The sequence below is a fragment of the Pseudomonas vanderleydeniana genome (genome assembly GCF_014268755.2).
GTDB classification, from domain to species: domain Bacteria; phylum Pseudomonadota; class Gammaproteobacteria; order Pseudomonadales; family Pseudomonadaceae; genus Aquipseudomonas; species Aquipseudomonas vanderleydeniana.
Map to the genome: position 1 here is coordinate 4,444,604 of NZ_CP077093.1, position 25,024 is coordinate 4,469,627.

Below are 25,024 nucleotides of genomic sequence, written 5' to 3' on the forward strand. Positions count from 1 at the left end.
CAGAACCGCTCGGGACGGCTGGGTCGTAGCGCAAGCATGAGGCGGTCGGCCGCCCTCCCGTTACAACGATGGGAGGGTGGCCGGCTTTCACTCAATACAGCGTCACGAGGCTAAGGGGTAGCGCCTCTTTCCTTGACGCCCAGCGAATACTTCAGGGCCCGTTGCTGCTGGACGCGAACATCCGGCAGACCGACGGTTTCCGGATTCGAGAAGCCGGTGGGCGTGCCTTGGGGAAGGTTGTGAATGTTGATCGCATCGAACAGGAAGCTGAAACCCTGCTTCAGTGCGGACTGGGCTACACCGTGACAGCCCATGCAGCCGCCCATGGTCAGGGTCTGGCTGCTGTGGTCATAGTCCGGCACCTTGATGTTGGCCACGTTGCGCATGTTGGTCAGAATGTTGTCCGCCGGCACGGGGAAGATATTGGTCCCGCGAAACAGTTGTATCCCCGGCTGGCTGCTCTCGACCATGATGTTGGCCAGGTAGTAGTCCGGGTCGGTTTCGGTGCTCGACGGAATGGCCTGCACGCCCTTGAGCCGGTAATGCTTCCAGACCGAATTGCTGAACTGGCTGCTGGCGTCCATCAGCTGTTTGACCTGATCGTTCACGGCGGCGACTTCCACATGAGTGGTCTGCGGCTGTACCACCGTGATCGGCCCCGCCTGTCCCTTGGGAATGCCATTGCTGCCGGAGTAGATCGGCGGATTGTGTTTCGAATCAGCCACATCACCCTTTGGCAAGGTCACCGAGTGGATGCCCCTGCCGTCCGAGAAGGTCGCCACCGGTGGCGAAGCATCATTTGGCGGCGAGGCATAGGCGATCTTGTCGTAGTTGGCGATGTAGTAGAGCCCGGTTGGCGAATTGTCAGGCAGTTTCAGCGCATCCTCATGCTCGAACGTGGCGAAGATGAGGGTCGGGTAGTTGGGCGTCTTGTGGATGATGTGCAAGGCGACCAAGGCATACGCTTCGTTGTACGCCACCGGCTTGCTGTCATCCCCGTGGTAGGTCACCACGGTCGCTGTGTGGTAGCGCGAACGCTGCGCCTGGGGAATGTCCGCCAACTTGCGCCAGGCCGCCTTCACCTCCACGGCCCCATCGGGTAGGACAATATGATCCGGGTAGCTCTTCAAGCCTTTCGCATACTCGTAGATCACCGGGTTGGCCTTGGCTTCGAACAGAATCTGGCTGTCGTTGGAAGGCGCATAGTCGTTCCCCTTCTTCGCCGCATTCGGCGGGTTGACCGGGAAAAAGATCGAGTTCTGTCCGATCTGGGTCGCCTCATCAAGGTTGTTGTAATGGGCATAGCTGGCCCCGGGAGCCAACGGCGCACCATTGGGGAACTGGGTGTAGCTGTACTGCGGATTGGAACCGAACGGACGGGTCGGTCCACCGACCGGGCTCTTGCCTGCCGCCGGGAACAGTTCGGTGCGGTGGGCGAAGGTTTGCCAAAGCAGCGGGTTGGTCGTCTGGGAAGACTTGCCCGAGTCGGCGAAGCTGCCGCTCGGATTGCCGACGCCGCGGTTGGCAGGCAGCGGCGTGCTGGCGGTGTTGTTCAGGGCGATGAAGCTGCGCCAGGCGAAGGTGGCGTAGTCGGTATGGCTGATACCGGTCGCCAGGTCCGAGGGCAGTTGTGGGTCGTTTCGGGTCAGCTCGTCGGCGGTAATGGCGTAGGCGACACCCAGCCCGGAGGGATAAGCCGACTTGCCGGAGAAGCTCTTGGAGAAATACGGATTCCAGTTCAACCCATCGTTTGAATAGAACGTGGTGGCACTGCTGCTGATGAATACCCGACCGTCAATCATCGCGGCACTGTTGAGAAAGCCCTTGAGCCCTCCCTTGCCCGTAATCCCCTTGAGATCATGTCGCGCCCCCCACTGCCCCGAGCGATCGTAGGTACGCGCAAAGGTGGCGCCATTTTCAAAGGCGTAGTAGGCCCACAACTGTCCGTTGTAGACCACAGGGACCATCGTCAGGATCGAATCGGCGGTTTCCTGGAACGCCTGGCTTTCGCGACTCCAGGCGATCCCGTCGCTGGAGCTGACCGAGTAGACGGCCTTGCCCGAGTTCTCGCTGTACAGCACGAACAACTTGCCGTTGTACACCACAGGCTTGTTGGTGACGGCCGTGTGGCTCGTGCTGATCGGCTGGGGCGTGGACCAGACGGTTCCATCCTCGGAGTTGATGGTCTTCAGGCGCTGCTGGGCATCGGTGAAGGTCAGGACCAGCTTCTGGTTGAAGACGCTGACGGAGACATTGCCCAGCACACTGCCCACCTCGATGGGTTGCGCCCTGGACCAGTTGCGCCCATCTGGCGAACTGGAGAAGTACACATTTTTCTGGTCGTAGTTGTTCGACCAGAACATGTACACCTTGCCCTTGAACGAATTGACCGAGGGCACAAAGTAGGCCGGCAGCGTAAATTTCACCGTACTCGAAAAGGAAGGCGTGCCACTGGTGGCATCGGGTTTGTCAAAAACATCGACGGCGATGCCGACACCCTGTTGCGGTGTGGCCACAATGACACTTTCGGCATTCACCGAAAAGACCGTCAACAAACCGACCAGGCACACGACTGACCGGCCAAATGCCGCTTTGAAGTTCATGGGTACACTCCTTTGAATCAGCCGTGACTTCAGGCCATGGGGAATGGCCTGGAGTCACCGCGTTTCCATCGTTTGCAAAGGGAGAGGGGTTCGCGCGCAACCGGACGGTCAGCGCGCGTTTTCGACCGTTGCCTCGGCCGATCTACCCGCCAGGGTGTTCAGATACAGCGCCAGGACAAACCCGCGGCCAGAGTCCAGGGCGACATCAACCGGCGCTCCGTTGGCGTCGTCGGGGATCAGTTGTCCGCTGGTGTCCTGTTCCTCATTCAGTTCCTGTTCCACCCGCAGGTGATAGCGCTTGAAGGTGATGAACCGGGGATCGGTGATGGCGACGGCCGCCAACGGGTCCCAGAAATACAGGTACTTGCCGATGCCGGGGGCGATGGTCGAGCTGCCTAGCACCTGGGTGAGGAACTGTGCGACCGGATCGTTGATCTGCGAGAGCTGGCGCACGAAATCCTGGGTGATGGGGATATCATTGGAGGCATTGAGCGCCACCAGTTGGACGGGAATCCCGCTGTCAAAGACCAGTTGGGTGCCCAGTGGGTCCAGGAAGATGTTCCATTCGGCCACCTCGTTGGTGTAGTACGGCGTATCCCCCAGCGCGTCCTTGATGTTGCCGCCGGCCCCGGGCTTGACGTACTGGGGCAGCAGGTTGCCCCCCATCATGACGATCCGCTCGACCTTGTCGCGCAGCAATTTCTGCAAGGCAGCGTCGGTCCTGGCCTGCTGGAACAGGTGGCCCCAGGTCGTTCCGCCGCCGATCATCAATACTGTGAACTTGTGATTGGCGTGTTCCAGCGTTTCCCGAAGGAACTGGACTGCGCCGGTACGCGTGGGGTTCGAGTTTTTCCCGGGGAACGCGGCGTCGTAGTGTTGATCCGCTGCCTGGCGCGTCTCGAAGGCGAAGGTGTTGCTGTAGAGCAGTGGGCGCTGGAAGCCTGCCACGACCGGCGTCTGTTCGATGGTCTTGTCATTGAACAACGTGAGGAAGTTGCTCATGTTTTCCACGCCATGACTCAGGTGGACAGCGCCTACCCCCGTCACGGTGATGCCTTCCACTTTTACCGCGTGGTGCTTGAGCAAATACGAGATGGCCATGTAATCGTCGAAATCGACATCGGTGTCCACGAGTACATGAATAAGGGATTGTGTAGACATCGCCTCAGCCCTCCTGGCTAGTAGGCATTCACATAGGGTTCCAACACAAAATGATACTGCCGCCCAAGCGTCCGGAGGGACTGTGTGACTGGGTCAGAGAATCCAAGGCGGACCCGCAACACCGGGTCCGCCGTGCGATCTACCTCAAGGGCATTCGCAGGTCGATGGACCGAACACCGGCCCGCTGCACGGGTCTTTGGACGGACCGAACACCGGGCACGCGGCTTGGGCGGTAAGAGAGACGCCACAGAGCAGGAACACAGCCAACAGTACTTTCTTCATTTCCAACGTCCTTAATGGGTAATCGAACAATCCCTGTCCCTGGTCGAGGGTACAGTCGGACATCACGGGCACTCGCAGACGGTCGGGCCCAGCACCGGGCCAGCACAGGGATCGCCCCCCGGCCCGAGCACTGCGCAATCGGCCTGCGCCGTCAGCGAGAACATCCCAAGCAGCAGTAGCGAAACCGCCAGCATCTTGCTTTTCATCTGACCTCCATTGTCTAAACAGCGATAACGATCCCTCTCCTTCTGCGCAAACAAGGACATTCGCCGCACAGGGACCCAACGCCCGTCAGGTGACGGCATACCGCCGAAATCGCCGACGAGTCGCCGGAGAGTAAAGATCAGCTCTGTCGAACGCGCCAGTGGGGCCGCGCAAGTCCGATTGCAGATGGATCGGACAATCCCCGTCAGCCGAAAGCCCGCTATTTTTTATTCAGGGCATGGCACTTTTCTGGAAGTCGCCTACACCTGTAGCAAGGAAGTACGGCAGGCGATCGACAGGAGTCGATAGGCAGTTCCCCCTCGCATTTTCTGCGCACAATCCGTCTCCCCCCTTTTTCGCATTTCCGGCAATCGCCGGGGATTGAACGCGTGTGTCCGGCGCTGCCGAGGAGGTGAACCACCCTAAACCCTGCTGACCCGTGAAGCCCGTCTCGACAGCCAAACCGAGACCCATACCAAGAAAAAAGGAAGCCCGGTACTTCGCGAGCACCTGCTCGACCAGTGCCCGGCGTATTCCCTATCAAGGAGATAATCGATGAACCAACACCAGGCAACACTCACAGCCTTGGCGGTGGCGGCCGCCTTGTTCAGCGTCGCGGCCCAGGCCGGTACCTACCCCGACTACGGCTATGCGCCACCGAAGGATTACACCGGCACCAAATTCGTCCTCAGCCAGAACTACCCTACCCAGCCGCCCACCGGCTCGCCGCCGGCGTTCTTCAAGAAGCTGCCGGCCAAGCCGGACAACAACTTCGAAACCTGGCGCACCTACATGAACGAGGCCAAGAACTATTGCCTGGAGGGCAACATCGAGGTCAACTGGGAGGGCCAGAACAACAAAGTTCGCCAGTGGTTCCACATGCCCTGGCAGCACTATGGCCCGCTGGGTCGTGAAGGCATCCATGGGTTGACCAAGGAAGCGCAGATTCAGGCCAAGCAACTGGCACCGACGCAGACTGCCACCGGCCAGACCTACGCCGTGGGCATCTACAACGACATCGGCGCCTACACCATCGGCCAGGTCTGGAAAGACCCGCAGAACCCGGACCCGAGCCATACCTCGCAGCCCAACAGCTTCCCCAACGGGACGGTGGTGTGCAAGGCGCTGTTCGCCGACATCGACCGCAGCACCGTGCCGTTCCTCGCCAACCCGGTCCTGTGGCAGGCCTATATCACCGACACCTTCACGTCGACCAATCGTGTGGTCCGCGACGTCGCCCTGATCCAGATGGACATCGCCGTGCGCGACACGCGCATGAAAGACACCGGCTGGATCTTCGGCACCTTCCAGTACAACGGCGCCAAGACCGGCAAGGCAGGCTGGGACAATCTGGTACCGGTGGGGATCATGTGGGGCAATGATCCGCAGCAGACGGGCGATGATTTCACCAACAAGCAGCCGACCGTCACCAAGATCAACACCGCGCTGAAGCAGACCGCCATCAACGCCAATACCCAGGAACTGCCACCGACCCACCTGGGCTGGAACGGGCGCCTCAATGGCCCGGTGGACAACCCGGTCAGTTCCTGCCAGAGCTGCCACATGACGGCCGAGTCACCGCAAGTGGCGCTCATGAACCCGACCTTCCAGAGTCAAGACAAGGTGCCACCGGTGGGTTCGCCTGAATGGATGAAGTGGTTCCAGAACATCCAGGCCGGTCATCCGTTCACGCCGGGGACCCAGAGCACGGACTTCAGCCTGCAGCTGTCGAACGGGTTGGCGAACTTCTACGAGTGGAAGTGCGCCATGGGCGGGATCTACGCCAACGGCGGCAATGCCTGCACGAAAGCGGCCAGTCCGAAGCTGAAAATGCTCAAGTCCGGCAGCGCGCCTCAGTTGCCATTGCAGCGCGTGATTCGCGATCCAAGCCTGGAACAACTGCTCGAGTAACAAGCGTCCAGCTCTGGGCAGCGATTGCCTGGGGCTGGACTTGATTCAGATCGTTCGCCCGCGGCAGGCACTCACCGATGCAAGGGAGTGCCTGCCTCTTTATCCGTTGCGCTGCAAGGCATCCAGTTCCTGCTGGGCGTGAGCAGCCTGCCAATAGGCATTGAGCAGTGCGGCGATCTCGTCGCAATCCAGCTTCCTGCCATGGCTCATCAGCCCCGCCGAATGAATGCGAATGTGCGGCTGGGGGCTTTTCAGCGCCATGGCCTGGTTGCCGAACAGTTGCCGTACGGCACGGTGGGTCGGCAATGGACTGCCCGGACGCAGCGTCAGCTTCTGCAGTGTCACCAGCCCCTCATCCTTGACGAAGATATCGACGACATCGGCCAGGGCGACCGGCGCGCTCAAGGTGTCGACGAACAGTTGGCTGCGGGTCAGGCGCATGAACGCGTGCTGGCCGGCGTGACGGTGCTGCCAGGTGACCAGCACGAACAGCAGTGCCAGGAACCCGCCACAGACCATCAGGCCGGTCTTGCCCTGATGAATGCCCATGGCCAGCATGCCCAGCGCAATCACCGTGAACAGCGGTCCCAGGAGCTTATAGCGAGTGGTGTTGGTGAACTCGGACTGTTCGGGCACCTGCTCGATCACCTGCCTGAGTTCGGCCATCGTCCGTTCACGCTGAGCGGCACTGAAACGGTCGTATTCGCCGGCCAGGCTGGACAGCAGATCAGGTTGTTGCGGGCTGTTCATCGGGGTTTCGCTATCCGGGCTCATCACTTACGGCTTCTTCAGGTAGTCGGTCAGAAACGCCTGGGCATCGCCGCGGCTGGACAGGTTTTCGTCATAACCGACGGTCAGGGCCTTGGCCTCGCCCGGCAGGTACAACTCGCCCCAGCCTTCCTGGAGGATCAATACGACGAACTTCTTGCCATCGACGGTGGTGGAATAGCGGGTGTCCTTGGACGTCTTCTCCACGCTCATTTTCTGGATACGCAGGTTCCAGTCGTGGTCCACGTCCTCCACCTGCACCAGGGCCTGGTTATCGCTGCGCTCACCGATGCGCAGGGTCCAGACCTTGACGCCCTGCTGACCGGAATAGGCCATGACCTTGTCCGCCACCGGCGGGCGGTCCTCGGCCTGGGCGAAGCCGGCGAGCAGGGCCAGCGTGGTGGCGAACAGCAGCGTCCATTTGCGAACGTCGAGCATCGTTCAGGTTCCTTGAATGTCTTGGGGGCGACTATTGAAGTCCGCGCCCGACGCCCTGCCAACCGCCGTGGCCGCTGCTCACAACAATGGCGCCGTCGATCACAAGCGCTGACGTCATGCCCGTGATCGCGTTAACATTTGTGACCATGTGGCCAAGTTTTCATGGAAACGCCGTGACGATGGAACGTTGGAACGCCTATCTGGATACGCAATTCTGCTTCGACCGCCCCGCGTCGCTGGCACACACCGGCGTGCTCGATCCCGCGATCGGCCAGGTGCTGGGCAGCGCCAGCGGGCACTATCGTGCGCGCACCGTGCGCCCGCACCTGCAGTACTTCGACTGCGACCTGCAGTTCCCCGAGCCCCTGCGCATCGACAAGGTATTACCCGGCAGCCTGTGCATCGTGCAGGTGCTGCACGGGCAGTGGCAGCATCGGGTCGACGGCCGGCTCAACCGGTACACCACCGGCGCACCGCATGCGCTGGGGCTGAGCGAGAGCATGGAAGCGGTGGACCAGTTGCCCGCCGGTAGCCATGCGCGCATGGCCGGACTGCGGATCTCTGGTGACTACCTGCGGGAATTGGCCGAAGAAGACCCGACCCTGCAGCCGTTGCTCGGGCTGCTCGACCAGGGCATGCAGTTCTCGGAGCTCAACCGTTGCCGGGCACTGGGGAGCCTGCTGGAGCGGCTATACCATTCGCCGTACGAAGGTGCGCTGGAACGCCTGCATCAGGAGAGCCTCAGCCTGGCGGTGCTGGTGGAACTGGCGGCGCATCTCAAGACGAAGGATGAAAAGCCAACACCGGCGCTGCGTGGGCAGCGGGATCTGGCGCATGAGGCCAGGCGGCAGTTGGATGCCAACCTGCTCGATCCGCCTGGCAGTCTGGTTTTGGCGCAGCAGTTAGGCGTCGGCGAAACCACCTTGCGCCGGGCGTTCGGGCAGGTGTTCGGGCAGTCGATGCTGGAGTATGTGCGACAGCAGCGGATGGAGTTGGCACGGACGTTGTTGCAGCAGAAGAAATGGCAGGTGGCGCAAATTGCCTATCGGTTGGGGTACGCCAATCCGGCGAATTTCAATCATGCGTACAAGGCGTATTTTGGGTATGCGCCGGGGGCGGAGTGAGGGGAGCGCTGTTCGAGCATCGCCTGGAGAGAAACTGGGGCTACTCCAATTTTTTGCTCATGGCAAATCACAAAGGATGGTCTGCCAGAAGAGCTTCAAGATCTTTTAACGCGACCTCCGGTGCTCCGGTGCGAAGCCAAGCTTCAAAGTCTTCGGGAAAGGGAATGAGATGCCGCTTACCCTTAAAGCCACCCGAAGAAGCGCTACCGAACTCAGCTAAGAACCTAAGGTGATGTACTGCCATAATTCTTAAACGACGGGAGTCTTGCCCCTGCTCCTCTACCGGAGCCTTACCCGAAAAATAAGCTGACTCTTCCTCAAGTAAATCAAGAAGATCTTTAAACCGCTCAGCCAGCATCAAAGCCCTGATAATTTCAACTTTACCCAAGAAAAACCCTCAATGAAAAAATCTCACATTATTACCAGCAACGTCAACATTTTCAAACCCAGGCGAGCGCATCGTTTTCCCTAGCGGGGTTTCCCACACGGCCTGAGCCTCACACGTATATATCCCGCCCCCAAAAAACGCATCACGAAACTCAAATCAGCTCCAAAAGCTCCAAATCTGACCTTACCCTTTTCGCATCCGCTTCAGAAAGCTGAGCAAGAAGGTTAATCAATCCATGATCAGCAATAAATTTATTTATGACCTCTGCAATAGCATCATACGTATATTTAGACTCCCTACCAGCCATAAGTATTAACGCCGCAACATAAAACATAAACTCCTCAACCGGCTCCTTAAAGCTACCCTCCATTTCGTTTAGTGCATATCCGACCTCAAGCTCACCCTCAACCCAACCTTTCCCGAATTTCTTAATACCTCTGAGCTTGGAACGACAATAAATCGGATAATAATAAAGCATACCCTCCTGCAACTCTTTGTAACTCAGAATATCAGACATAACCTATTTCACCGGAACTCTAAGACCATTAGGATTAGCAACAACATTAACATCAATGTTAGGAAATCTCGCCTTAAATTGCGCAATAGCCTCACTGCAGCTAGCACAAACCTTAAGCTCACTAAAAATATCTACAGTCCCGCTCGCCCCTTTATTACCGGCCAACATATCAGAAATGTTATCTAGAATTTTATACTCTGCATCGGTAGCCCTATCTATTGGAGCTCCTTTTGCGTTATTTAGAATCTGCGAGTCAAAACTCCTACTCGCCTCTCCAATAAAGTCACCAGTAACTTCATCAATACCGCTGTGAGCAGCCATACTCCCAGGCAAACCCTCGATGTGCACATCAGCAACAGCCACATTGCCCTCAGTTCTGAGCTTGCCAGTTAGCGTAGACCTGAGCTCTGCAACCTGCCCCTGTTTGATCTCCAGCCATCTTGGATCACTAGGCCCAAGGTTTTCACTGCCATACAAATCCTTGTTGATCTGGCTCCTTTGATCGACGGTTTCCGGATTGTAGGGGTCGCCCTCAATATCTGGCCGGCCACCATTTATTCGACCAGAAACCTCACCTCTTGCACTTGCAGCAGTATCAACACCGCCCTCACTCGTAGCGGCAGTATTTCCGGCCCCTGTGCCGGCGTCAACCGAGGTTCCTTCACCGACCTCACTGAATAGGCCTCCAGCCCTAGGCAGGGAGGCAACCGCACCTTCTGTGCTCCCACCAAGTAGCTCGGGAATCAACTCGGGCGCAAACCCGGCCATCAGTAACGCCGACATCAAAAGAATCTGATTGGCTGGCGTTTTGGTTGAGGACCTGTCGACCGGGAACCCCATGCTGTCGAACTCAGCTACGGGATCTTGTGCCGCCACCTGGTTTTCGAAACCGGCATTGGTCTGCGAGCCGCTCAGGAGGGCCAATACAGATCTAATCTTTTTCTCTAGGTGCGACTCATCATTGTATTTCTCGGCAGCACCGCCAATCATGCTTCCGGTACTGGGATCTCCACCGGCCAGAGAGGCAGCGAGAAGACCAATAATCTGCGCCGTTGCAATCTTCTTCTGGCTTCCTTCCTGACTCAGATCGCTCGCCGAAAACTGGTCACTGGCGTACTGTGCCAATAGTCCGTTAGCAATAGGCGTGAGCCCGTCCGCCACCCCTCCCGCAATAGCACCACTGGTAAAGTCCTGCCCCTTGGCAACAGAGAGAAGCCCGCCCAAGGTGGCATGCAGCAACATCGTGGTCGCAGTACCTGGCTCAACGTGCAGTGCCTCTGCCAGATCACCGACACCTTTGTTACCGGCAGCCGCCGCCAGATCCAGCCCCTCGTTGATGAGCGCACTGCCCAGATTGCTGCTGAAGCTTCCTCCGTTGATGGCAGTAGAGATGCCACTGCTGATCACGGCATGCGCACCGCTGCGCACGAGGGTTTCCGTCGCATTGCCCCAAGTGAGCATGCCGCTGGAGTATCCGGGGTTCTGCACCGGTCCGGCGGTGATGACCTGCGAGCCACCGTTTGGGGCTCCTTCGGCAGGCTTGAACCAAGTACTGTCAGCGTAACTGATAGCACCTGCCGTCAGCCCACTGATGGCCGCATTTTTGAGACTGTCGGCACTGAAGGTGTCGCCCAGCGCCGCCCCCAGGTTGCCTTTGTTGTTGATGACGCTGACAGCACCGGTGCCCGCCATGGACGTCAGTACTGCCGTGCCGATGATGTTGCCCAAGCCTGCCGAGGTCGCCGCCGTGGTCGCAGTGGCAGTGGTCGCCGCCGCCATGGTGCTGCCCATGCCCAGCGACTCACCCGCCGATGCAACCAACGTGCTGGCAGTACCAGCAGTCAACACCGTCACAATGATAATGATCGCCAGCATCGCCCCCGCACCGAGGCTGGAGTTGCTGTATTTGTAGGATTCGTGAAGCTCCTTGATCTGCCGCCAGTCGACGTCGCCGCGCTTCTCGGCGTCCTTGAGCCAGGCCAGTTGCGGGTCGGCCTGGACCATCGCATCGATCGCCTGGCTCACGGTCTGTTCGTTGACCTGCTTCACATCGATATGCAGGCCTTCAACCGCCTTGATCACCACCTGCCCCTTGGCCGCCATTTCGGTCTGCTTGAGGGTCTCATCGGTGCTGCCCTTGCCCTTCATGGTGTTCCAGGCCAGGTTGGTGCTGCTCTTGGCGTGGTCTTCCTTGTGCAGATCCTTCACGCCTTCGAAGGTGATGGCACCGCCGCTTTGGAGGGTCAGGTCATTGCCACTGTCGAGCTTGGCGGCCTGGTAGCGCTGGTCACCCGTGCTGATCAGGCCGATATCGCCACCGGCCTTGATCTGGCTGCCCACGTTGGTGACCTGGGTCACTTCGTCGCGCTGGGTCTTCTTGCTGCCCCAGGCGCCGCGCTTCTTCATGTCGTACAGCGAGTAGTCGCTATCCTGGGCCGCCAGCAGGTCCAGCTTGCTGCCCGACACTAGGTAGGCTTCATGGCCAGCATCGACCCGGCTCGACACCAGGGTCATGTCGGTGCCGGAACTGAGCCTCACGTCACCGCCAGCACTGACGCTGGTGGCGACCTGGCTGACGTGGTCATGCTGGGAGGTGACCTTCTTGGTCTTGCTGTAGTCGTGCTCTTCGTTCGCGACAGAGGCCAGGATCAGGTCACCAGCCGCAGCCATTGACAGATCGCCCTTGGCGTCGATCTGACTGGCAACAGCCGTCAGGTCACGACCGGCGCTGACCGTGAGGTTGCCTCCGGAAGAAATGCTGGAGCGGTCCTGGGTAATGCTCTGGTCACGGTTGCGATCGCCACGGGTATTGCTGTTGATCTCTTCAGCCGAGGTGATGTTGACGTCACGGCCGGCCTTGAGCGTGGTGTCGGTACCACTCTTGAGCGTGCTGCCGACGTTGTCGATGTCGCGGCCCGCCGTGACGGTCAGGCTCTGCGTCGCCTCGATCGCCGCCGCGTTGTCGGCGAAGGTACGCTGCTCGGTCTTGGCGTCCGTGCCGCTCTGGTGGATGGTCAGGGTGCGCTCGTTGATCACGTCCCCCTGCACCGCCGTCACACCGACATCGCGGCCGGCGATGATCCCGCCCGCCTTGTTGGTCAGGTCGTTGCCGGCCAGGGCATCAAGGCGATTACCCGCCTCGAGCAGGCCGCTGTTGACCAGGTCATTACCGGCAGCAGCTGTCAGGTTGCTGCTGGCACGCAGGGTCCCGGCGTTGCTCAGGTCCTTGCCGGCGATCAGGTTCACATCGCTGCCCTGGACCAGGGCGCCATTGGCGGCCAGGCGGTTGTTGGCATTGGCCAGGTAGAGCACCGGCACCAGCACCTGCTCACCGTTAACCGTCTCGTTTTCCATCCAGACGATGTCATGGGTCAGGGCTGCGACCTGCTCGGAAGTCAGGCTGACGCCCAGTTGCAGATTAAGCGCTTGCTTACTCTCCAAGGCGTTGTTCATCAGGTACTTGAACATGCCGTCGTCGGAGGTCTGGCCATCGATGAAGCGCTGCCCGGTACGCGCCACGACCGCCTGATCAATCAGTTTTTCCTCGTAGAGCCCATCGCCCAGGCGCTTGGCGCTGGTGTCCGGGTCATAGCCGAGGTTGGACAGCAGGTAGTCCGAGCTCATGAACTGCTTGAGATCGGTCAGGACCGGGTTGGTCTCGATCAGGTATTTCTGCGGATTGCTCCTGGCCGAGGTGTCCGGCAAACCGGCCACGTGCGCGAGGCTTGCAGCCGGCGCACTGTTGTCCGCTTGCCCACTCAGGCGGAACAGTCCGTTGCTGCCCGTCGGCAGACTGAAGCCCGGCAGGCTGACCGGATTGACCTGCTGCTGTGCCAGGTCCGGCGGCAGTTGCTGGTTGACCGTGACGAAGGTGGAGAACTTGCTGGACGCGGCCTGGGTGTCGGTGCGTGGTCCACTGCCGACGTAGGTGTAGCCCGGACGCACGACGCTGCTGTCGATGTTGCCTTGCGCCGTGACATTGACCGCGCCACCGGCCTGGATCACTGCGGCATAGCTCTGGTCGCCGGCATCGATCTTGCGGGTACTGCGGAACTGCCCCAGCTCACTCTCGGTGATACTGATGAAGGCACTCATGGCCGCCTGCAAACCACCGAGGTTGTTCGGATTGTAGTCGGCGGCGCCCAGAGAATAGTGATCGTTGAATGAAGCGGCGCTGTCGTACCACATGCCCGCATCATTGGTACGCTCGGACAGGAAGGTGCGCGAGGTCTCGGTTTCACCGGTTTCCAGGCCACTGTTGGTCAGGTTCGTGAGTGTCGCGGTGAGCGCGCCGCCGGCGGCAATGGTGCTGCTCTGGTTGAGCAGGTCACCACCCAGGAGGGTCAGGTTGCCGCCGGAGGTGATACTGGAAGCCGCGCTAGCCTCGGTGACCTCGAACCGGTCGCGTTGGACGATCTGCCAGACGTGGTTCTGCTTACCGCTGCAGTCGCCGGCGTTGTAGCCCTCGATGCACTGGACTTCGGAAATCGATGCGGTGTAGATGCCCTGGTCGCTGGTGTTGAGCACCGCGCGCACGTTCCTGATCGTGCTGGCGGCCAGGCTCATGGTTCCATCACTCTGCAGCGAACCGGAACTGTTGAGAATGCTGCTGGCCACCGCGCCCTGCCCGTCCCGATCGACGGTCAGGTTGCCAAGACTGTAGACACTGGCATAACTGTTGGTCAGTGAATCGACCCGCAGCCACATGTCACTACCGCTGAAGATCAGGCCATGGTCATTGAGCAAGGCGCCAGTGGTGGCGGTGAGTTTCTGGGCGCTACCCAGGGTGCCGTAATTGTTGAGGCTGGCAGCGGTGACCGTCATGTCGGCCGCAGAAGTCAAGCGCCCGCTGTTGTTCAGGATGCCGTCGATGTTGATCGTGGTGTTGCCACCACCGGCCACGCTCGCAGCCGAATCCAGGTCAAGCTGCGCCGCGTGCAGCCCCAGGATGCCCAGGCTACTCAAGCGTCCCTTGCCGGCATAGCCGCCACTCAGCACCACGCTGGCCGTGCCATCACTGCCGATCAGGCCATCGTTGGTCCAGGCGGCTCCACTGCCGGTCAGGCTGCTGGAGGCCAGGAGCTGGCCACCGGCGGTCTGGCTCAGGTGGTTGACGTTGACGGTCAGGTGATCGGCCTGGATCGAGGTGCTGTTGGTCCAGCTATCGGCCGTGAGTGTCAGGTCGCCATAGGTGACCAGTTGGCCACCTACATTACTGAGGTTGGCCATGCTGATGGCGAACAACCCGGTGCCGGCATGCAGCAGGCTACCGCCCTGGTTCTGGAAACTGCCGGCATCGAGCCCGAGGTCGGTGTTGGCCGTTTCCAGGCGCCCGTTGCTGTTGTCGAGCAGGCCGCCAATGTTGAACACGGTCTTGCTGCTCTTGCCCAGCGCCCGTAGCTGGCCGTTCTGGTTGTTCAGGCTCGCCGCGTTGATCGTCAGGGTGCTCTGGCTTTCGACAATGCCACCGGTGTTGTTCAGTGCGCCCTTGAGGTCGAGATTGATCTGGTTGCCACTGATCTGACCGTCGTTGCTGCCGCTGTTATCGAAGTCCGTGCCGCTGACCTGGACGAGATTGCTGGCATAGACGCCGCCATTGCGGTTGTCGATATTGCCGCTGCGGACATCGAGTACCGCATCACCCGACTGAGCGGCGATGCGGCCACCGTTGTTGTCGATGCCGCCGAAGGCATTGAGTGACAGGCGTTGGGCCTGGATCGTGCCACCCTGGTTGTTGTTGCTCAGGTCGTAACCGTTCTTCAGTACACCGACGATGTGGCTTTCGAACGCGCCCTTGACGCTGGACAGCAGGCCGCCGCGGCTGTCGAGGTTGGCCGCGGTGACGCTCAGGTCACCGTCCTGGGCGATGACCTTGCCGCTCTGGTTGTCGATGTCGCCGGTGACATTGAGAGTGACCGCCCCCTTGCCTTGCAGGGAGCCCTTGCTGTTGCCCAGGCTGTCAGCATTGAGTTGCAGGTCGGCATTGCGGCTGGCGATCAGGCCGCCAGTGCTGTTGTCGACTTTACCGCTGGCCGTGACCAGCAAGGTATCGCTAGCCCCGATGGTGCCATTCTGGCTGTTGTCCAGGCTGCCGGTGAGCAGAGTCAGCAGGTCCTGACTGTTGATCCCGCCGTTCTGGTTGTTGATCTGCGTGCTGCGCTGGAGCAGCAGCGGGCCTGCGCTGGACAGCTTGCCGTAGTTATTGGTCAGGGTCCCGAGCAGGTCGAGGGTGACCCCGGCATTGCCGGTGAAGGTGCCGTGACTGTTGTCCAGGTCGGTACCGGTGAAGCTCAGCGCGTCATCGGCGCTGAGGGTGCCGGCGTTGTTCAGGGCCATCGCCTGCAGGGTCAGGGTGGCCGAGCTGGTGATGGAGCCGCCCAGGGTGTTGTCGAGCAGGCCGGTGACAGTCAGCTTCTGGGCAGCGCCGCTGGAAAGGACGCCCTGGTCACTGTTGTCCAGGCTGTCGGCGGTGACGGTCAGGGCCTTCTGGCTGACCACCGCGCCGGCGTGGCTGTTGAGCAGCGCACCACTGAGGGTGACGGCGACATCACCGCTGCGACTGGAGACGGTGCCGCTGTTGCGGTTGTCCAGACTGCTGCCGGTGACGGTCAGGCCCTGCCAACCGGAGATCACCCCGTTCTGGTTGTTGATCGCGCCGGCGGCGGTGAGGCCCAGGGTGTTATCGGCCATCACCAGGCCGGTGAGGTTGTCCATCGTGCCAAGGATCAGCGTGCTGCTGGCCTTGGTGGAAACTTCGCCTGCATTGTTGTTCAAGTGACCGAGGGTGGCAGTCAATTGACCGACGCTGTTGATCAGGCCGCCCTGCCCGTTCAGTACGGTATCGGCGGTCAGGTTCAAGCTGTCGGCGCTGAGGACTCGGCCCTGGTTCTGGTTGTCGAGGGTGCCGGCGGTGACGGTGGTCTGGCGCTTGCCGCTCAGGGTGCCGCCCTGGTTGGTCAGGGTCTGGGCGGTGGTGACGGTCAGGTCGCGGCTGGCGATAACGCTCTTGCCGGTGTTGCTAAAACTTTGTGCGGTGACGCTGACATCGCCTGCGGTGTTGCGGCTGTTATCAGCATTGACTCCGGCTTCGATGATGCCGTTGTTGGTCAGTTGGCCGCCGCTGTTGAGGGTGATGCGGTCCTTGGCGACGAGGTTGTTCTGGCTGGTCAGGTCGCCCTGGGTGTTCACGTCCAGGGTGGTGCCAGCATAAACCGGGCCCTTGGCTTCCAGGCTCTGGGCCTTGACGTTGACCGCACCGGTCGCCGCCGTATCGACCATGCTCAGATGGCCGTTGGCATCAAGCTGGATATCGCCACCGCTGGCAACCATCTTGCCGTCGAGTTTAACCCCGACACCGGCCTCGGTACCCACCAGCTTGATCGCACCGGCGTACATGCCGCCCAGCGCCGAGGAGTCGATGGCCAACTGTGGAGCATTGTTCGGATTGGCAGTACGAGGTGTGGCTTGCAACGTCTTGGCATCGACGTCGTTGGCGCCCGTAATGATCGCCAGCTTGTTCGCGTTGATCTGCGCGTTGAGGATCGCGGCGCGGGTGATGATTTCAAACTGGTCGATGTTGTTGGCGTTCAGACCCGCGCCGTCAATGGATACGCTGCCTTGGTCAACCTGGTAACCCGAGACCTGTCCATTGGTAATCACCGGTTTGCCGGTGGTCAGCGTCGCCTGCGGGGTGTTGATGAAGCCGCAGCCGTTACAGGTGATACCGTAAGGGTTGGCAACAATGACATGGGCCGACTGCCCCGCCACCTCGGTGTAGCCACGCAACTGGCTGGGGCTGCCGCCGTTGACCTCGTTGAGGATGGTGGACGCAGCACGGCCGTTGAGGTTGCTGTTGCCAAGAATGATCCCGCCCAATTGCGTCGACTGGGTACGGTCGGTGGCGTTGTTGAGGATCAGCCCGTTGCTGCCAACGTTGTAGTCTTGGAACTGGTTGTGCGACAGGCCGCTGGCATTGGGGGCGGCAATGTTGACGATGGGTACGCCGTTGCCCGCCTGGCCGAGCGTCGTCCCCGGTGCGCTGACCACGATGCCATCCGCCTGCGCCCATAGCGGCTGCCAGAACATGACGTTCGCCAGCAGGAAAGCGATCCCGCGTTTGGGCAACCCGAGGAAATGGTCACGGTTTTTCAGGGCTGCAGAAGGCTGGCGCACGAGGAAGGCGAACTGGCGAACGTCCATGTCAGGCATCTCGGATCAGTTGAAGCGAAAAATTAGAGAAAGAAATCCAGGCGGAAATAGACCGGCGCTTCACGCTCGGTAATGGGCGTCGGCCGTTCCAGGGAATGAGCGAAGGTCACCGTCGCCGCCACATGCTGGCCGCGGGCGAACACTTCCAGCGAGTCGCTGGTCATGCGTCCATGCTGCTCGGCGCTGTAGCGGTCGTGACGGATCACGCCCTGGTCATAACCGACACTGGTGCCGTACTCCGAGAGCAATGGTTTAAGCCAATCCAGGGTGACCGGACGGCTCCAACGCAGATCGTTACGCCAGTAACCACCGCTGTCACCGGACAGGGTCTGGTCCTGATAACCACGAATCGACGACTGCCCACCCAGGCTCATGCGCTGCGGGCTGAACAGCACGTCCTCGCTGCGCTGGCCGGTCATCAGGCTGCTGAAGCTCAAAGACTCGCCCCACAGCTTGAACGGCTGCAGGTAACTGACGGTGGCGGTGTACTTGCGATAGCGGGCATCGGCCTGACCCGGGCCCGGGTCATGATCACCCTGGGCGTCGAAGGCACCGATGCCATCCTGCAGGCCCAGGTCAACGTTGAGGAACGCCCCGCCGATTCGACGCCCGTGGTTGATACCAAAGCCGGACTCGCTGAGGCGACTGCTGCTGACCGCCAGCTTGCTGTCTTCGATGAAGTTGTTGGTACGCAGGTAGGTCAACGTGGTGTTGAGCGAGGTCTTGCTCACCGCGTCCCGGTAGACGACGCGTTCCAGTTTCAACTGGTGGTTCTGGCTATCGCCACTCTGCCTGAAGGCAAAGCCGCTGGCCTGGGCCTGTGAACGGTATTCGCTTTCGCTGTAGGTGTAGCTCAGGTTCCACCAGCCGAATGGCAGGTTGTAATAGAGCATTGCGTTGCGCGAGTTTTTCCTCGTATCGCCGACCACGTCATGACCGGCCCTCAGTGAAAACTGGTCGGCCAACCCCAGCGCGTTGTCCCAATCGAAGTTCGTACCCGCCTGCTGCAGACCAGTACTGCGCTGGCCCTCGTTGCTGTACGACAGGCCAGCCCGCCAGGGTTTTTGCGGATTGTTCTTGACCAGTACTTCGCTGCCGCCCACTTCCTTGCCCGGTGCCAGCTCCATCTGGGCCTGGTTCGACGGCAGGCGATTGAGCTGGTCGACCATCTGCTCGATTTCCCGCAGATTGAGCAGGTCGCCCGGATTGCCGGGGAAGCTCATTTTCAGCTCACGATCGGAAATGCTGCTCTCCTCGGCGCCCTTCAGGCCTTCGAGCTTGCCTTCGACCACCAGCACTTTGAGGTTGCCGCTGGACAGGTCCTGCTGCGGCAGGTAGGCGCGGCTGGTGACCAAGCCCTTCTCTATGTAGGCATCAGTGATGACCTTGAGCAGCTCGTTGAGCTGCGGCACGCCCAGGCACTGGCCGACGTAGGGCTTGAGCAGGCGCTCGCGCTCGCCGGTCGAGAGCGAGTTCGCACCCTGCAGGTCAATGGTCTTGATCGGGAAGCAGCGGGTGTCGACCGGTGCCTGCGGCGCCACTGGCGTTACGGCCTTGCCGGGCAGATCCTTGAGGTCTTCGAGACGGCGGCGCTGTTCTTCGAGGAGGCGATCCTGGCGATCACGGATCAGGTCTGTATCGCCAGGGGTCGGAGCCGCATGAGTGCTGAACGAGTAACTGCTAATGATGACGGTCAGCGCAGCAACGATGCTCGTCCTGAGAAATGAGGTGTCCATACGCGCCCTATAGAGATGGCTCTATGCCATCAATCGGCGGCGATACTATGGCGACGCTTCTATGGCGTCAATTTGTCAAAGATGAAATTTTTTCTAAATGTTTCACGTGACATTAGTGCCCACTCATGAGCCTGAAAATCGATAACTCCCCTTCATTTCTAAACTCATCACGGACCTCGTATGTCGTCATCCATAAGGGCTGGAAAGGCTTAAGGGTGGCTGACGTCGTAAAGAGACATTTCCGCCTGCATCAAAGCTGCGTCTGATGGAGCCTGCCCCCGCTTCACCTGGATCATGGGCCTCACGAATCAATCCGAGTCCTGTTTACCCACCAGAGGGGCCCCTGATGTCCTTTCTCCGAGGAAAAGACGCACGGTCATTGCAGAGTGTGATGTATCACATCACAATCAAACCGTGATCGTCAGTTGGAGGCATAAAGGCCTTCGTGCTTTTTTTGAAAGCGGATCAACCAGCGGAATCAGAGCAGACCAGGCAAAGCGGCTATCGGGTGTACTGCTCGCTTTGAACCGGGCCAGAACACCAGAGGATGTAAACCTCCCTGGCTGGAGGTTGCATGCACTCAAAGGCGAACTATCAGGATTCTGGGCGATCACCGTGACCGCCAACTGGCGCGTGACTTTCCGTTTCATAGGAACGGATGTCGAACTGGTCAATGACTTGGACTACCACTGAACGGAGGTCCCTCATGGGCATGTTCAACCCACCTCATCCTGGCGGGATTCTTCTTGACGATGTGATACCGGGCCTCGGAACCACCATTACCGAGTTTGCTCGCCGGCTGGGCTTTGCTCGGGAAACGCTTTCGAGGATTCTGCATGGCCACGCCCCCATCAGCCCCGACCTAGCGGTGAGGCTGGAACGGGCCGGAATCAGCACGGCCCGCCTCTGGCTGAGTATCCAGGCAGACTACGATCTGTGGCAGGCAGAACACCGAGAGCAACCGCCAATTGAGCGCTATGCCCAGGTAAACTGAGCAGCCAAACCCTCAGTTGCTCACGCCTGGCCTCGGAATGATGAGTGCCCTTTAACGCCGCCAGACCTGCCCTTCTCCACTGACGACCCAGGGTTTCTGGCCAGCCACGATGCGCACCCCACCCACCCAACGCTCCGCAGGCGACTGGTCGAGCCAATGTGCCTGCCCTGCCAGAATCCGTTCACCCAGTGCCGTCAGCCGTAATGACCGCCGTGCCCAGCTATCACCCTGGCCTTCGTGCATCAGCGGATTCGCGGCATGGATCAGCGGTTGCAGTAATGCATGAAACATCAGGTCACCCAGATATGGCAGCGGTTCTTCACGCTGCATCAGCTCGGCGAACACTCGACCGGCCGGGAGCTCGCCCTTTGTCGCCAGGACTTTCAGGGTCAGCCGCTCGGTGAGGCTCAAGCCGTCCTCGGCCCCCGGAAGTTCCTGCAGCTGTCGCGCCAGTGCTGCGCCCAACAGCGCAAGTGGCTGGTGTTGCCGAGTGGCCAAATCCGCCCAGGCACGTGGATCCGGCGCGGTATAGGCGGCCCACGCCTGACGGGCCAACAGCAGAGCCTCTTCACCCAAGCCACGGCGTTGCGGCCAGAGCCAGGCGAGCACGTCCGGAGCGAGCTGGCCGATGCCAATGAAGCGCTCGACGCCGGGTACCTGGTCGATCTCGATCAGTTCCAGCCGCCGCGGCAGGCTGGGCAGACAGGCGAGCAGGCGAATCAGGAACAGTTGGTCATAGGCATCCGCTTCGCACCAGAGCACCAGCTCACTGTCGGCGTTCAACTGGGCCAGTGCCGAACGCTGTAACACCTGGCGTTGCTCGATATCACGAGGCGCCAAACCAAAGGCCTGTTGCACATAGGCGGCGCGAACCCGCCAATAATCATCTTCAGGCAGCGCCGGTACCGGCCCCATGACCATGGGGTCGTCAAACATCTGGAATACGCCACGAAAACCCGCCGTACGCAGGCTGTGCTCGATGTCGTTGCCGCAGCGCCAGTGTTGAACCGCCGCTTCGCCATCGGCGATGAATTCCGGGTGGCGGGCGGAGAATGCGATCGCATCGGCATGGGCCTTGAGCTTGGGCCAACTGGCGAAACCGGCCTCACGCGCCACCAGCCATTGGGCGTCGGCAAGGCGGTAGTCGGGGCCTGACAGGCCGAGGGTACGCAGTTGCGCACGCGATTCGTCGGCCTCGTCGTGCTTTAGCGCCGTGAGCAGGCGCTTGGCGCGTTTACGCAAGGCGGGAAGATCGAGCAGGCCGTGATGGCGGGAAGCATTGATGGCGGACATGCCAACTCCTTTGGGGGCTCGGTCCGCCGACAAGCCGGGAGCTGGTATGAAAAATAGGATGCAATGCCTGGGCAACCCCTTTGCGCGGACCGCTGGCGTGGCAAACGCCTGGAAGGTGACTTTAGCGGCAGGGGCCAGTGGATGCAATGCTGGTATTCTCGGCACGCCAGGGCGATGCCCTTTTTCCAGAACACAAGGACAGTTGAGTGATGATGCGTGCCCTGCTCTTTGCGTGCCTGCTGCCCACGGTTGCCTCAGCCGCAAGTTTCGACTGTGACAAGGTTCGGTCACCTCTGGAAAAAGCCGTTTGCGCCGATCCAGAGCTATCAGCGCTGGATAGCAAAATCGCGAACACCTATAACGCGGCGAGACAACGCCTGTCGCCGGAGGGAAATAAAATCCTGCGGGACGGCCAACGACAATGGTTGCACTTCGTAGGCGATCTCTGCTTCGCGCCCCGCAATGCCCAGGAGATCGGGATCTGTCTGAACTCGGAATATGCCGCTCGCCTCAAGCAGCTTTCCACCGCAGCCATTTCCATCGGCCCCTACCTGTTCAGTCGTAGCGACTCCTTTTCCGCGAAGACTCACGACGATGACGGTCAAGTGTACAAACTCAAGTCCAGCGCACCACGCATCGATGCACCGTTATCAGTAGCAGCCGTGGAGTGGAATTCGATGGTGGCAAAGCGAGTAACAAACGCGATGAAATCGGGCTGTGATGCTGGACACGGCGACGAGCAACTCGACGCTGAAGTAACCTACGCCACGGCAAACACCGTCAGCATCAAGACCACTTCCTGGGAAGACTGCCATGGCACAGCGCATGGCAATGGCAGCACGGTCAGCCTGACCTACATGCTCGCGCCGAAGCTCCACGCTCTTGAAGCGGCCGACCTGTTCGATATGGATACGAGCTGGAAAGACTTCCTGACCCAGCGTAGCTACGAGGCGCTCGAGAAAAAAGCTGGCGGAACCAGGATATTGCGCAGCAACGTCGAGCAGGCAGTCGTCAACGTCCTTGGCTGGACGCTCACGCAAGATGGCCTGCTGATCACGATCGATCCTTACGCCGTACTCGCCTACGCATATGGTACGACCAAGGTCAGCATTGCGTGGAGCGATCTGAAACCGTTTCTGGCACACAACGCGCCAGTGCCCCCACAGACTTGATAGGGCTCTAGCCCAAGGGTAACGATGAGTCGAAATCGTGATGAACACTGCCCGTGCTGCGCTCAAGCTCAATACGTCCGCCCAAAGGAAATGCTGGTCAGTGCTGCCAGCCCCAAAATGCGCTTCAAGGGAGAAGAAAGGACAGGCTATCAACGCATGGACCAACTGGCGGTGGATGAGTGCAAAGCTGAGCACCTGAAAGCTCCACCGTTACAGCAACTGGTGGAAGGTTTTTACTGTGATAAATGCGGTGTCGGATTTGTCAGCAACGACCTTCTTCAAGACGACTGCGGCTCACCTTAATCAAGGTTCAGTACCGACTCACCTCAGCCTCAACAGCTGAGAAATTGCATTCCACTTGACCACCATTTTGCGTTGCCGCTGACCGAACATTTGCATTCGATTTGACCAGCTGTTCGCATCGGATCTGACCAGTGCAATGGGAGCGCTTTGACTGATAGCTGGCGCCCCATAGCTGCCGGTGGCGACAGGCAGAAATCGGCCATTGACGGACGCTCAACTACGTCCGCTCACGACTCAGAGTGTGTAAAAACACCAACTGTGCTATCGCTACCGAATTTAAATGGTAAGGAATGCCAACGTTTCAAGGTCGATCTCACCGTAACTCCCCAAATCACCCTTGTAGAGCCTGATCCTAGAGACCCCAAACTCCGCCCGCAAGAAAGTGACGAGCTGTCCAAGGTTGCCGTTGGACTGCGCCGTGGTCGGACTTACGACAGTCGCACACCCTGGCTCGTCGTCGTAAGTTCTGACCAGGAACATATCCCCATCGTTCTGCACGCTGTAATTACAGCCACGATACTCATACCCTAAATCGTGGTCGACATCGTCAAAACGGGTAGATTTCACTATCTTCACAGCAGCATCCAATATTCGAGTTCTACAAGAGGATCGTCTCGTGAAGCGCTTTGTTCAAGGGAAGCATAGAGGTCACCAACTAAATAAGCAAAATATCTCCCTCTGCAACAACAGACATATCCATGTCCCTTACAGCAAAAAGACGTCCAATAAACCCTGCCAGATCCCACTCCGTACGCTGCACTGCAGGCGCGTTAGAATCAAAGTGATACACAGCATTAATGTCCTCTGCTGCCGTCTGGACAAAGTAGTACTGCGTCTCCGAGATCCACGCGAAAACAAACGGCTTCTTTAGATGCTCATAAAAGCCGCCTTGCTGCATCTCACTGAAAAAATCTACCTGAAACAGCAGATGCCCCCTAACCCTCCAAGAAGGTCTATAGAGCTGAATTTCCGAATCCCCAATGGCCCCGCCATCGCTGCGCCCCATCTCAAGCAGAAACTGCTTGAGTTGCCCGTCAACATTGATCCTGTAAAGCCGCTCAATCTTCTCAATCTCCGAAGCATCATAGCCCTTGAAGCCAGGACGAAACGCCAGAAACCCGTCTACCGCCACACTGCTGGAAAAAGAATTCACGAGCTCACTCCCTAGACGCCGGAAGTGAGCATACGGATGAAGAAAGCTGGCTGCAAAGCATCACCCTCTGTGTTGGTCGGTACGAACGTTACTTGTCAGACCAGCGGATAACGCTTGAACAGCTCGGTCTGTTCCAGACGCTGCGTATGCGCGTGCAAGACGGGATAGTCCTCGAGCCTGATCAGGTCAGGCAGCATCAGCTCGATGAACGACCCGGCCACCGCCGTGGAGAGTGCAGCCTGGTCCGGCCGCTCGCCTGAAGCCTGTGGCGCCGAGGCAAGTTGCCTGTCCAGTGCCCGGCAGGCGGCAACCAGTTGGCCGGTGACACGATCGATCCACGGTTGATGCTGCTTGTCGGCGGGTCGCAACTTGCGTTCGTAGACCAACTGAACGGCCTTCTCGCAGGCGGCCAGGGCCAGGCCGGTGACATGCAATGCACTGGCAAGCGCCTGCGGTTGCCGGGGCCATAAGCCGTGATCGCCGGCGTGGGTCGCTTCGAGGTAGTCGATGATCAGCGAGGAATCCATCAGCACGGTGCCATCGTCGAGCACCAGCGTCGGCGCCTTGACCACCGGGTTGATCGCGGCAAAGGCGTCGAATTGGCTGAAGACCGACAGCGGCGCATGCTCGAACTCGACACCGAGCAGGTCGAGCGAGATGGCGATGCGGCGAACGTAGGGTGAATCCAGCATGCCCAAGAGTTTCACGGTTCAAGCTCCTTGCAGTACAGTGTTTACTTCACTCTTTCTTACATTACTCGACTGAAAAC

19 protein-coding genes are annotated in these 25,024 nt (G+C 59.7%); 6 read left to right on the plus strand and 13 right to left on the minus strand.

The genetic code is table 11. The features are described from left to right. Positions 1–110: 110 nt before the first annotated feature. The 4 genes from HU752_RS19785 to HU752_RS19795 all read right to left on the minus strand — a co-directional run bounded on the left by HU752_RS19785 (position 111) and on the right by HU752_RS19795 (position 4,252). Complete coding sequence (locus HU752_RS19785; RefSeq protein ID WP_186679016.1) at positions 111–2,603, minus strand: PQQ-binding-like beta-propeller repeat protein; 2,493 nt, start codon at positions 2,601–2,603, stop codon at positions 111–113. 108 nt (positions 2,604–2,711) lie between these two features. Further along, positions 2,712–3,764: a nucleoside hydrolase gene (locus HU752_RS19790; protein WP_186679013.1), complete on the minus strand. Its 1,053-nt coding sequence runs from the start codon at positions 3,762–3,764 to the stop codon at positions 2,712–2,714. A gap of 144 nt (positions 3,765–3,908) precedes the next feature. Next, positions 3,909–4,046, minus strand: coding sequence for a PA0050 family protein (locus tag HU752_RS31805; protein ID WP_017904532.1), 138 nt, complete (start codon positions 4,044–4,046; stop codon positions 3,909–3,911). A gap of 62 nt (positions 4,047–4,108) precedes the next feature. Next, complete coding sequence (locus HU752_RS19795) at positions 4,109–4,252, minus strand: PA0050 family protein (RefSeq protein WP_186679011.1); 144 nt, start codon at positions 4,250–4,252, stop codon at positions 4,109–4,111. 553 nt (positions 4,253–4,805) lie between these two features. Between HU752_RS19795 and HU752_RS19800 the strand changes: the two genes are divergently transcribed. Next, complete coding sequence (locus tag HU752_RS19800) at positions 4,806–6,161, plus strand: hypothetical protein (protein ID WP_186679009.1); 1,356 nt, start codon at positions 4,806–4,808, stop codon at positions 6,159–6,161. Positions 6,162–6,260: 99 nt separating this feature from the next. On the opposite strand, the gene HU752_RS19805 is transcribed toward HU752_RS19800, so the two are convergent. After that, the gene (locus HU752_RS19805) at positions 6,261–6,911 is read right to left on the minus strand and encodes a hypothetical protein (RefSeq protein WP_186679573.1); all 651 of its coding nucleotides are present in this window, start codon (positions 6,909–6,911) and stop codon (positions 6,261–6,263) included. Between the two features lie 27 nt (positions 6,912–6,938). Next, positions 6,939–7,367 (minus strand): hypothetical protein, encoded by a 429-nt coding sequence (locus HU752_RS19810; RefSeq protein WP_186679007.1) that lies wholly within the window; start codon positions 7,365–7,367, stop codon positions 6,939–6,941. Positions 7,368–7,546: 179 nt separating this feature from the next. Here HU752_RS19810 and HU752_RS19815 point away from each other — a divergent pair, with 179 nt between their 5' ends. Beyond that, a complete protein-coding gene (locus tag HU752_RS19815; protein ID WP_186679571.1) occupies positions 7,547–8,491 on the plus strand; it encodes a helix-turn-helix transcriptional regulator in 945 nt (314 codons plus the stop codon). A 67-nt stretch (positions 8,492–8,558) separates the two neighbouring features. Here HU752_RS19815 and HU752_RS19820 read toward each other — a convergent pair whose 3' ends face one another. From HU752_RS19820 to HU752_RS19835, 4 genes are all read right to left on the minus strand, one after another. Continuing rightward, the gene (locus HU752_RS19820; protein ID WP_186679005.1) at positions 8,559–8,879 is read right to left on the minus strand and encodes a hypothetical protein; all 321 of its coding nucleotides are present in this window, start codon (positions 8,877–8,879) and stop codon (positions 8,559–8,561) included. Between the two features lie 151 nt (positions 8,880–9,030). Then, positions 9,031–9,396: a hypothetical protein gene (locus HU752_RS19825; RefSeq protein ID WP_186679004.1), complete on the minus strand. Its 366-nt coding sequence runs from the start codon at positions 9,394–9,396 to the stop codon at positions 9,031–9,033. 3 nt (positions 9,397–9,399) lie between these two features. Next, positions 9,400–17,595: a two-partner secretion domain-containing protein gene (locus tag HU752_RS19830; RefSeq protein ID WP_186679002.1), complete on the minus strand. Its 8,196-nt coding sequence runs from the start codon at positions 17,593–17,595 to the stop codon at positions 9,400–9,402. Between the two features lie 32 nt (positions 17,596–17,627). Continuing rightward, entirely contained in the window at positions 17,628–19,340 is a 1,713-nt protein-coding gene (locus HU752_RS19835) for a ShlB/FhaC/HecB family hemolysin secretion/activation protein (protein WP_186678999.1), read from the minus strand. A gap of 414 nt (positions 19,341–19,754) precedes the next feature. Between HU752_RS19835 and HU752_RS19840 the strand changes: the two genes are divergently transcribed. Both HU752_RS19840 and HU752_RS19845 read left to right on the plus strand, forming a co-directional pair. Then, complete coding sequence (locus HU752_RS19840; protein WP_186678997.1) at positions 19,755–20,033, plus strand: type II toxin-antitoxin system RelE/ParE family toxin; 279 nt, start codon at positions 19,755–19,757, stop codon at positions 20,031–20,033. Between the two features lie 13 nt (positions 20,034–20,046). Beyond that, positions 20,047–20,334, plus strand: coding sequence for a HigA family addiction module antitoxin (locus tag HU752_RS19845; protein WP_186678987.1), 288 nt, complete (start codon positions 20,047–20,049; stop codon positions 20,332–20,334). 51 nt (positions 20,335–20,385) lie between these two features. On the opposite strand, the gene HU752_RS19850 is transcribed toward HU752_RS19845, so the two are convergent. Next, positions 20,386–21,627 (minus strand): DUF1835 domain-containing protein, encoded by a 1,242-nt coding sequence (locus HU752_RS19850; protein ID WP_186678985.1) that lies wholly within the window; start codon positions 21,625–21,627, stop codon positions 20,386–20,388. A gap of 209 nt (positions 21,628–21,836) precedes the next feature. Between HU752_RS19850 and HU752_RS19855 the strand changes: the two genes are divergently transcribed. Continuing rightward, complete coding sequence (locus HU752_RS19855) at positions 21,837–22,799, plus strand: DUF3298 domain-containing protein (RefSeq protein ID WP_186678983.1); 963 nt, start codon at positions 21,837–21,839, stop codon at positions 22,797–22,799. A 90-nt stretch (positions 22,800–22,889) separates the two neighbouring features. Then, positions 22,890–23,102: a hypothetical protein gene (locus HU752_RS19860; protein ID WP_186678977.1), complete on the plus strand. Its 213-nt coding sequence runs from the start codon at positions 22,890–22,892 to the stop codon at positions 23,100–23,102. Positions 23,103–23,757: 655 nt separating this feature from the next. Here HU752_RS19860 and HU752_RS19865 read toward each other — a convergent pair. Continuing rightward, on the minus strand, positions 23,758–24,255 hold the full coding sequence (locus HU752_RS19865) for an SMI1/KNR4 family protein (RefSeq protein WP_225920028.1): 498 nt from the start codon (positions 24,253–24,255) through the stop codon (positions 23,758–23,760). 95 nt (positions 24,256–24,350) lie between these two features. Next, positions 24,351–24,962, minus strand: coding sequence for a glutathione S-transferase family protein (locus HU752_RS19870; RefSeq protein ID WP_186678976.1), 612 nt, complete (start codon positions 24,960–24,962; stop codon positions 24,351–24,353). Positions 24,963–25,024: the final 62 nt, after the last annotated feature.

Coding starts and splice junctions, on each gene's coding strand:
- HU752_RS19805 (WP_186679573.1), bottom strand. CDS start 6,911: ATGAACAGCCCGCAACAACCTGATCTGCTGTCCAGCCTGGCCGGCGAA.
- HU752_RS19860 (WP_186678977.1), top strand. CDS start 22,890: ATGCTGGTCAGTGCTGCCAGCCCCAAAATGCGCTTCAAGGGAGAAGAA.
- HU752_RS19795 (WP_186679011.1), bottom strand. CDS start 4,252: ATGAAAAGCAAGATGCTGGCGGTTTCGCTACTGCTGCTTGGGATGTTC.
- HU752_RS19785 (WP_186679016.1), bottom strand. CDS start 2,603: ATGAACTTCAAAGCGGCATTTGGCCGGTCAGTCGTGTGCCTGGTCGGT.
- HU752_RS19845 (WP_186678987.1), top strand. CDS start 20,047: ATGGGCATGTTCAACCCACCTCATCCTGGCGGGATTCTTCTTGACGAT.
- HU752_RS19855 (WP_186678983.1), top strand. CDS start 21,837: ATGATGCGTGCCCTGCTCTTTGCGTGCCTGCTGCCCACGGTTGCCTCA.
- HU752_RS19850 (WP_186678985.1), bottom strand. CDS start 21,627: ATGTCCGCCATCAATGCTTCCCGCCATCACGGCCTGCTCGATCTTCCC.
- HU752_RS19815 (WP_186679571.1), top strand. CDS start 7,547: ATGGAACGTTGGAACGCCTATCTGGATACGCAATTCTGCTTCGACCGC.
- HU752_RS19790 (WP_186679013.1), bottom strand. CDS start 3,764: ATGTCTACACAATCCCTTATTCATGTACTCGTGGACACCGATGTCGAT.
- HU752_RS19800 (WP_186679009.1), top strand. CDS start 4,806: ATGAACCAACACCAGGCAACACTCACAGCCTTGGCGGTGGCGGCCGCC.
- HU752_RS19830 (WP_186679002.1), bottom strand. CDS start 17,595: ATGGACGTTCGCCAGTTCGCCTTCCTCGTGCGCCAGCCTTCTGCAGCC.
- HU752_RS19835 (WP_186678999.1), bottom strand. CDS start 19,340: ATGGACACCTCATTTCTCAGGACGAGCATCGTTGCTGCGCTGACCGTC.
- HU752_RS19825 (WP_186679004.1), bottom strand. CDS start 9,396: ATGTCTGATATTCTGAGTTACAAAGAGTTGCAGGAGGGTATGCTTTAT.
- HU752_RS19810 (WP_186679007.1), bottom strand. CDS start 7,367: ATGCTCGACGTTCGCAAATGGACGCTGCTGTTCGCCACCACGCTGGCC.
- HU752_RS31805 (WP_017904532.1), bottom strand. CDS start 4,046: ATGAAGAAAGTACTGTTGGCTGTGTTCCTGCTCTGTGGCGTCTCTCTT.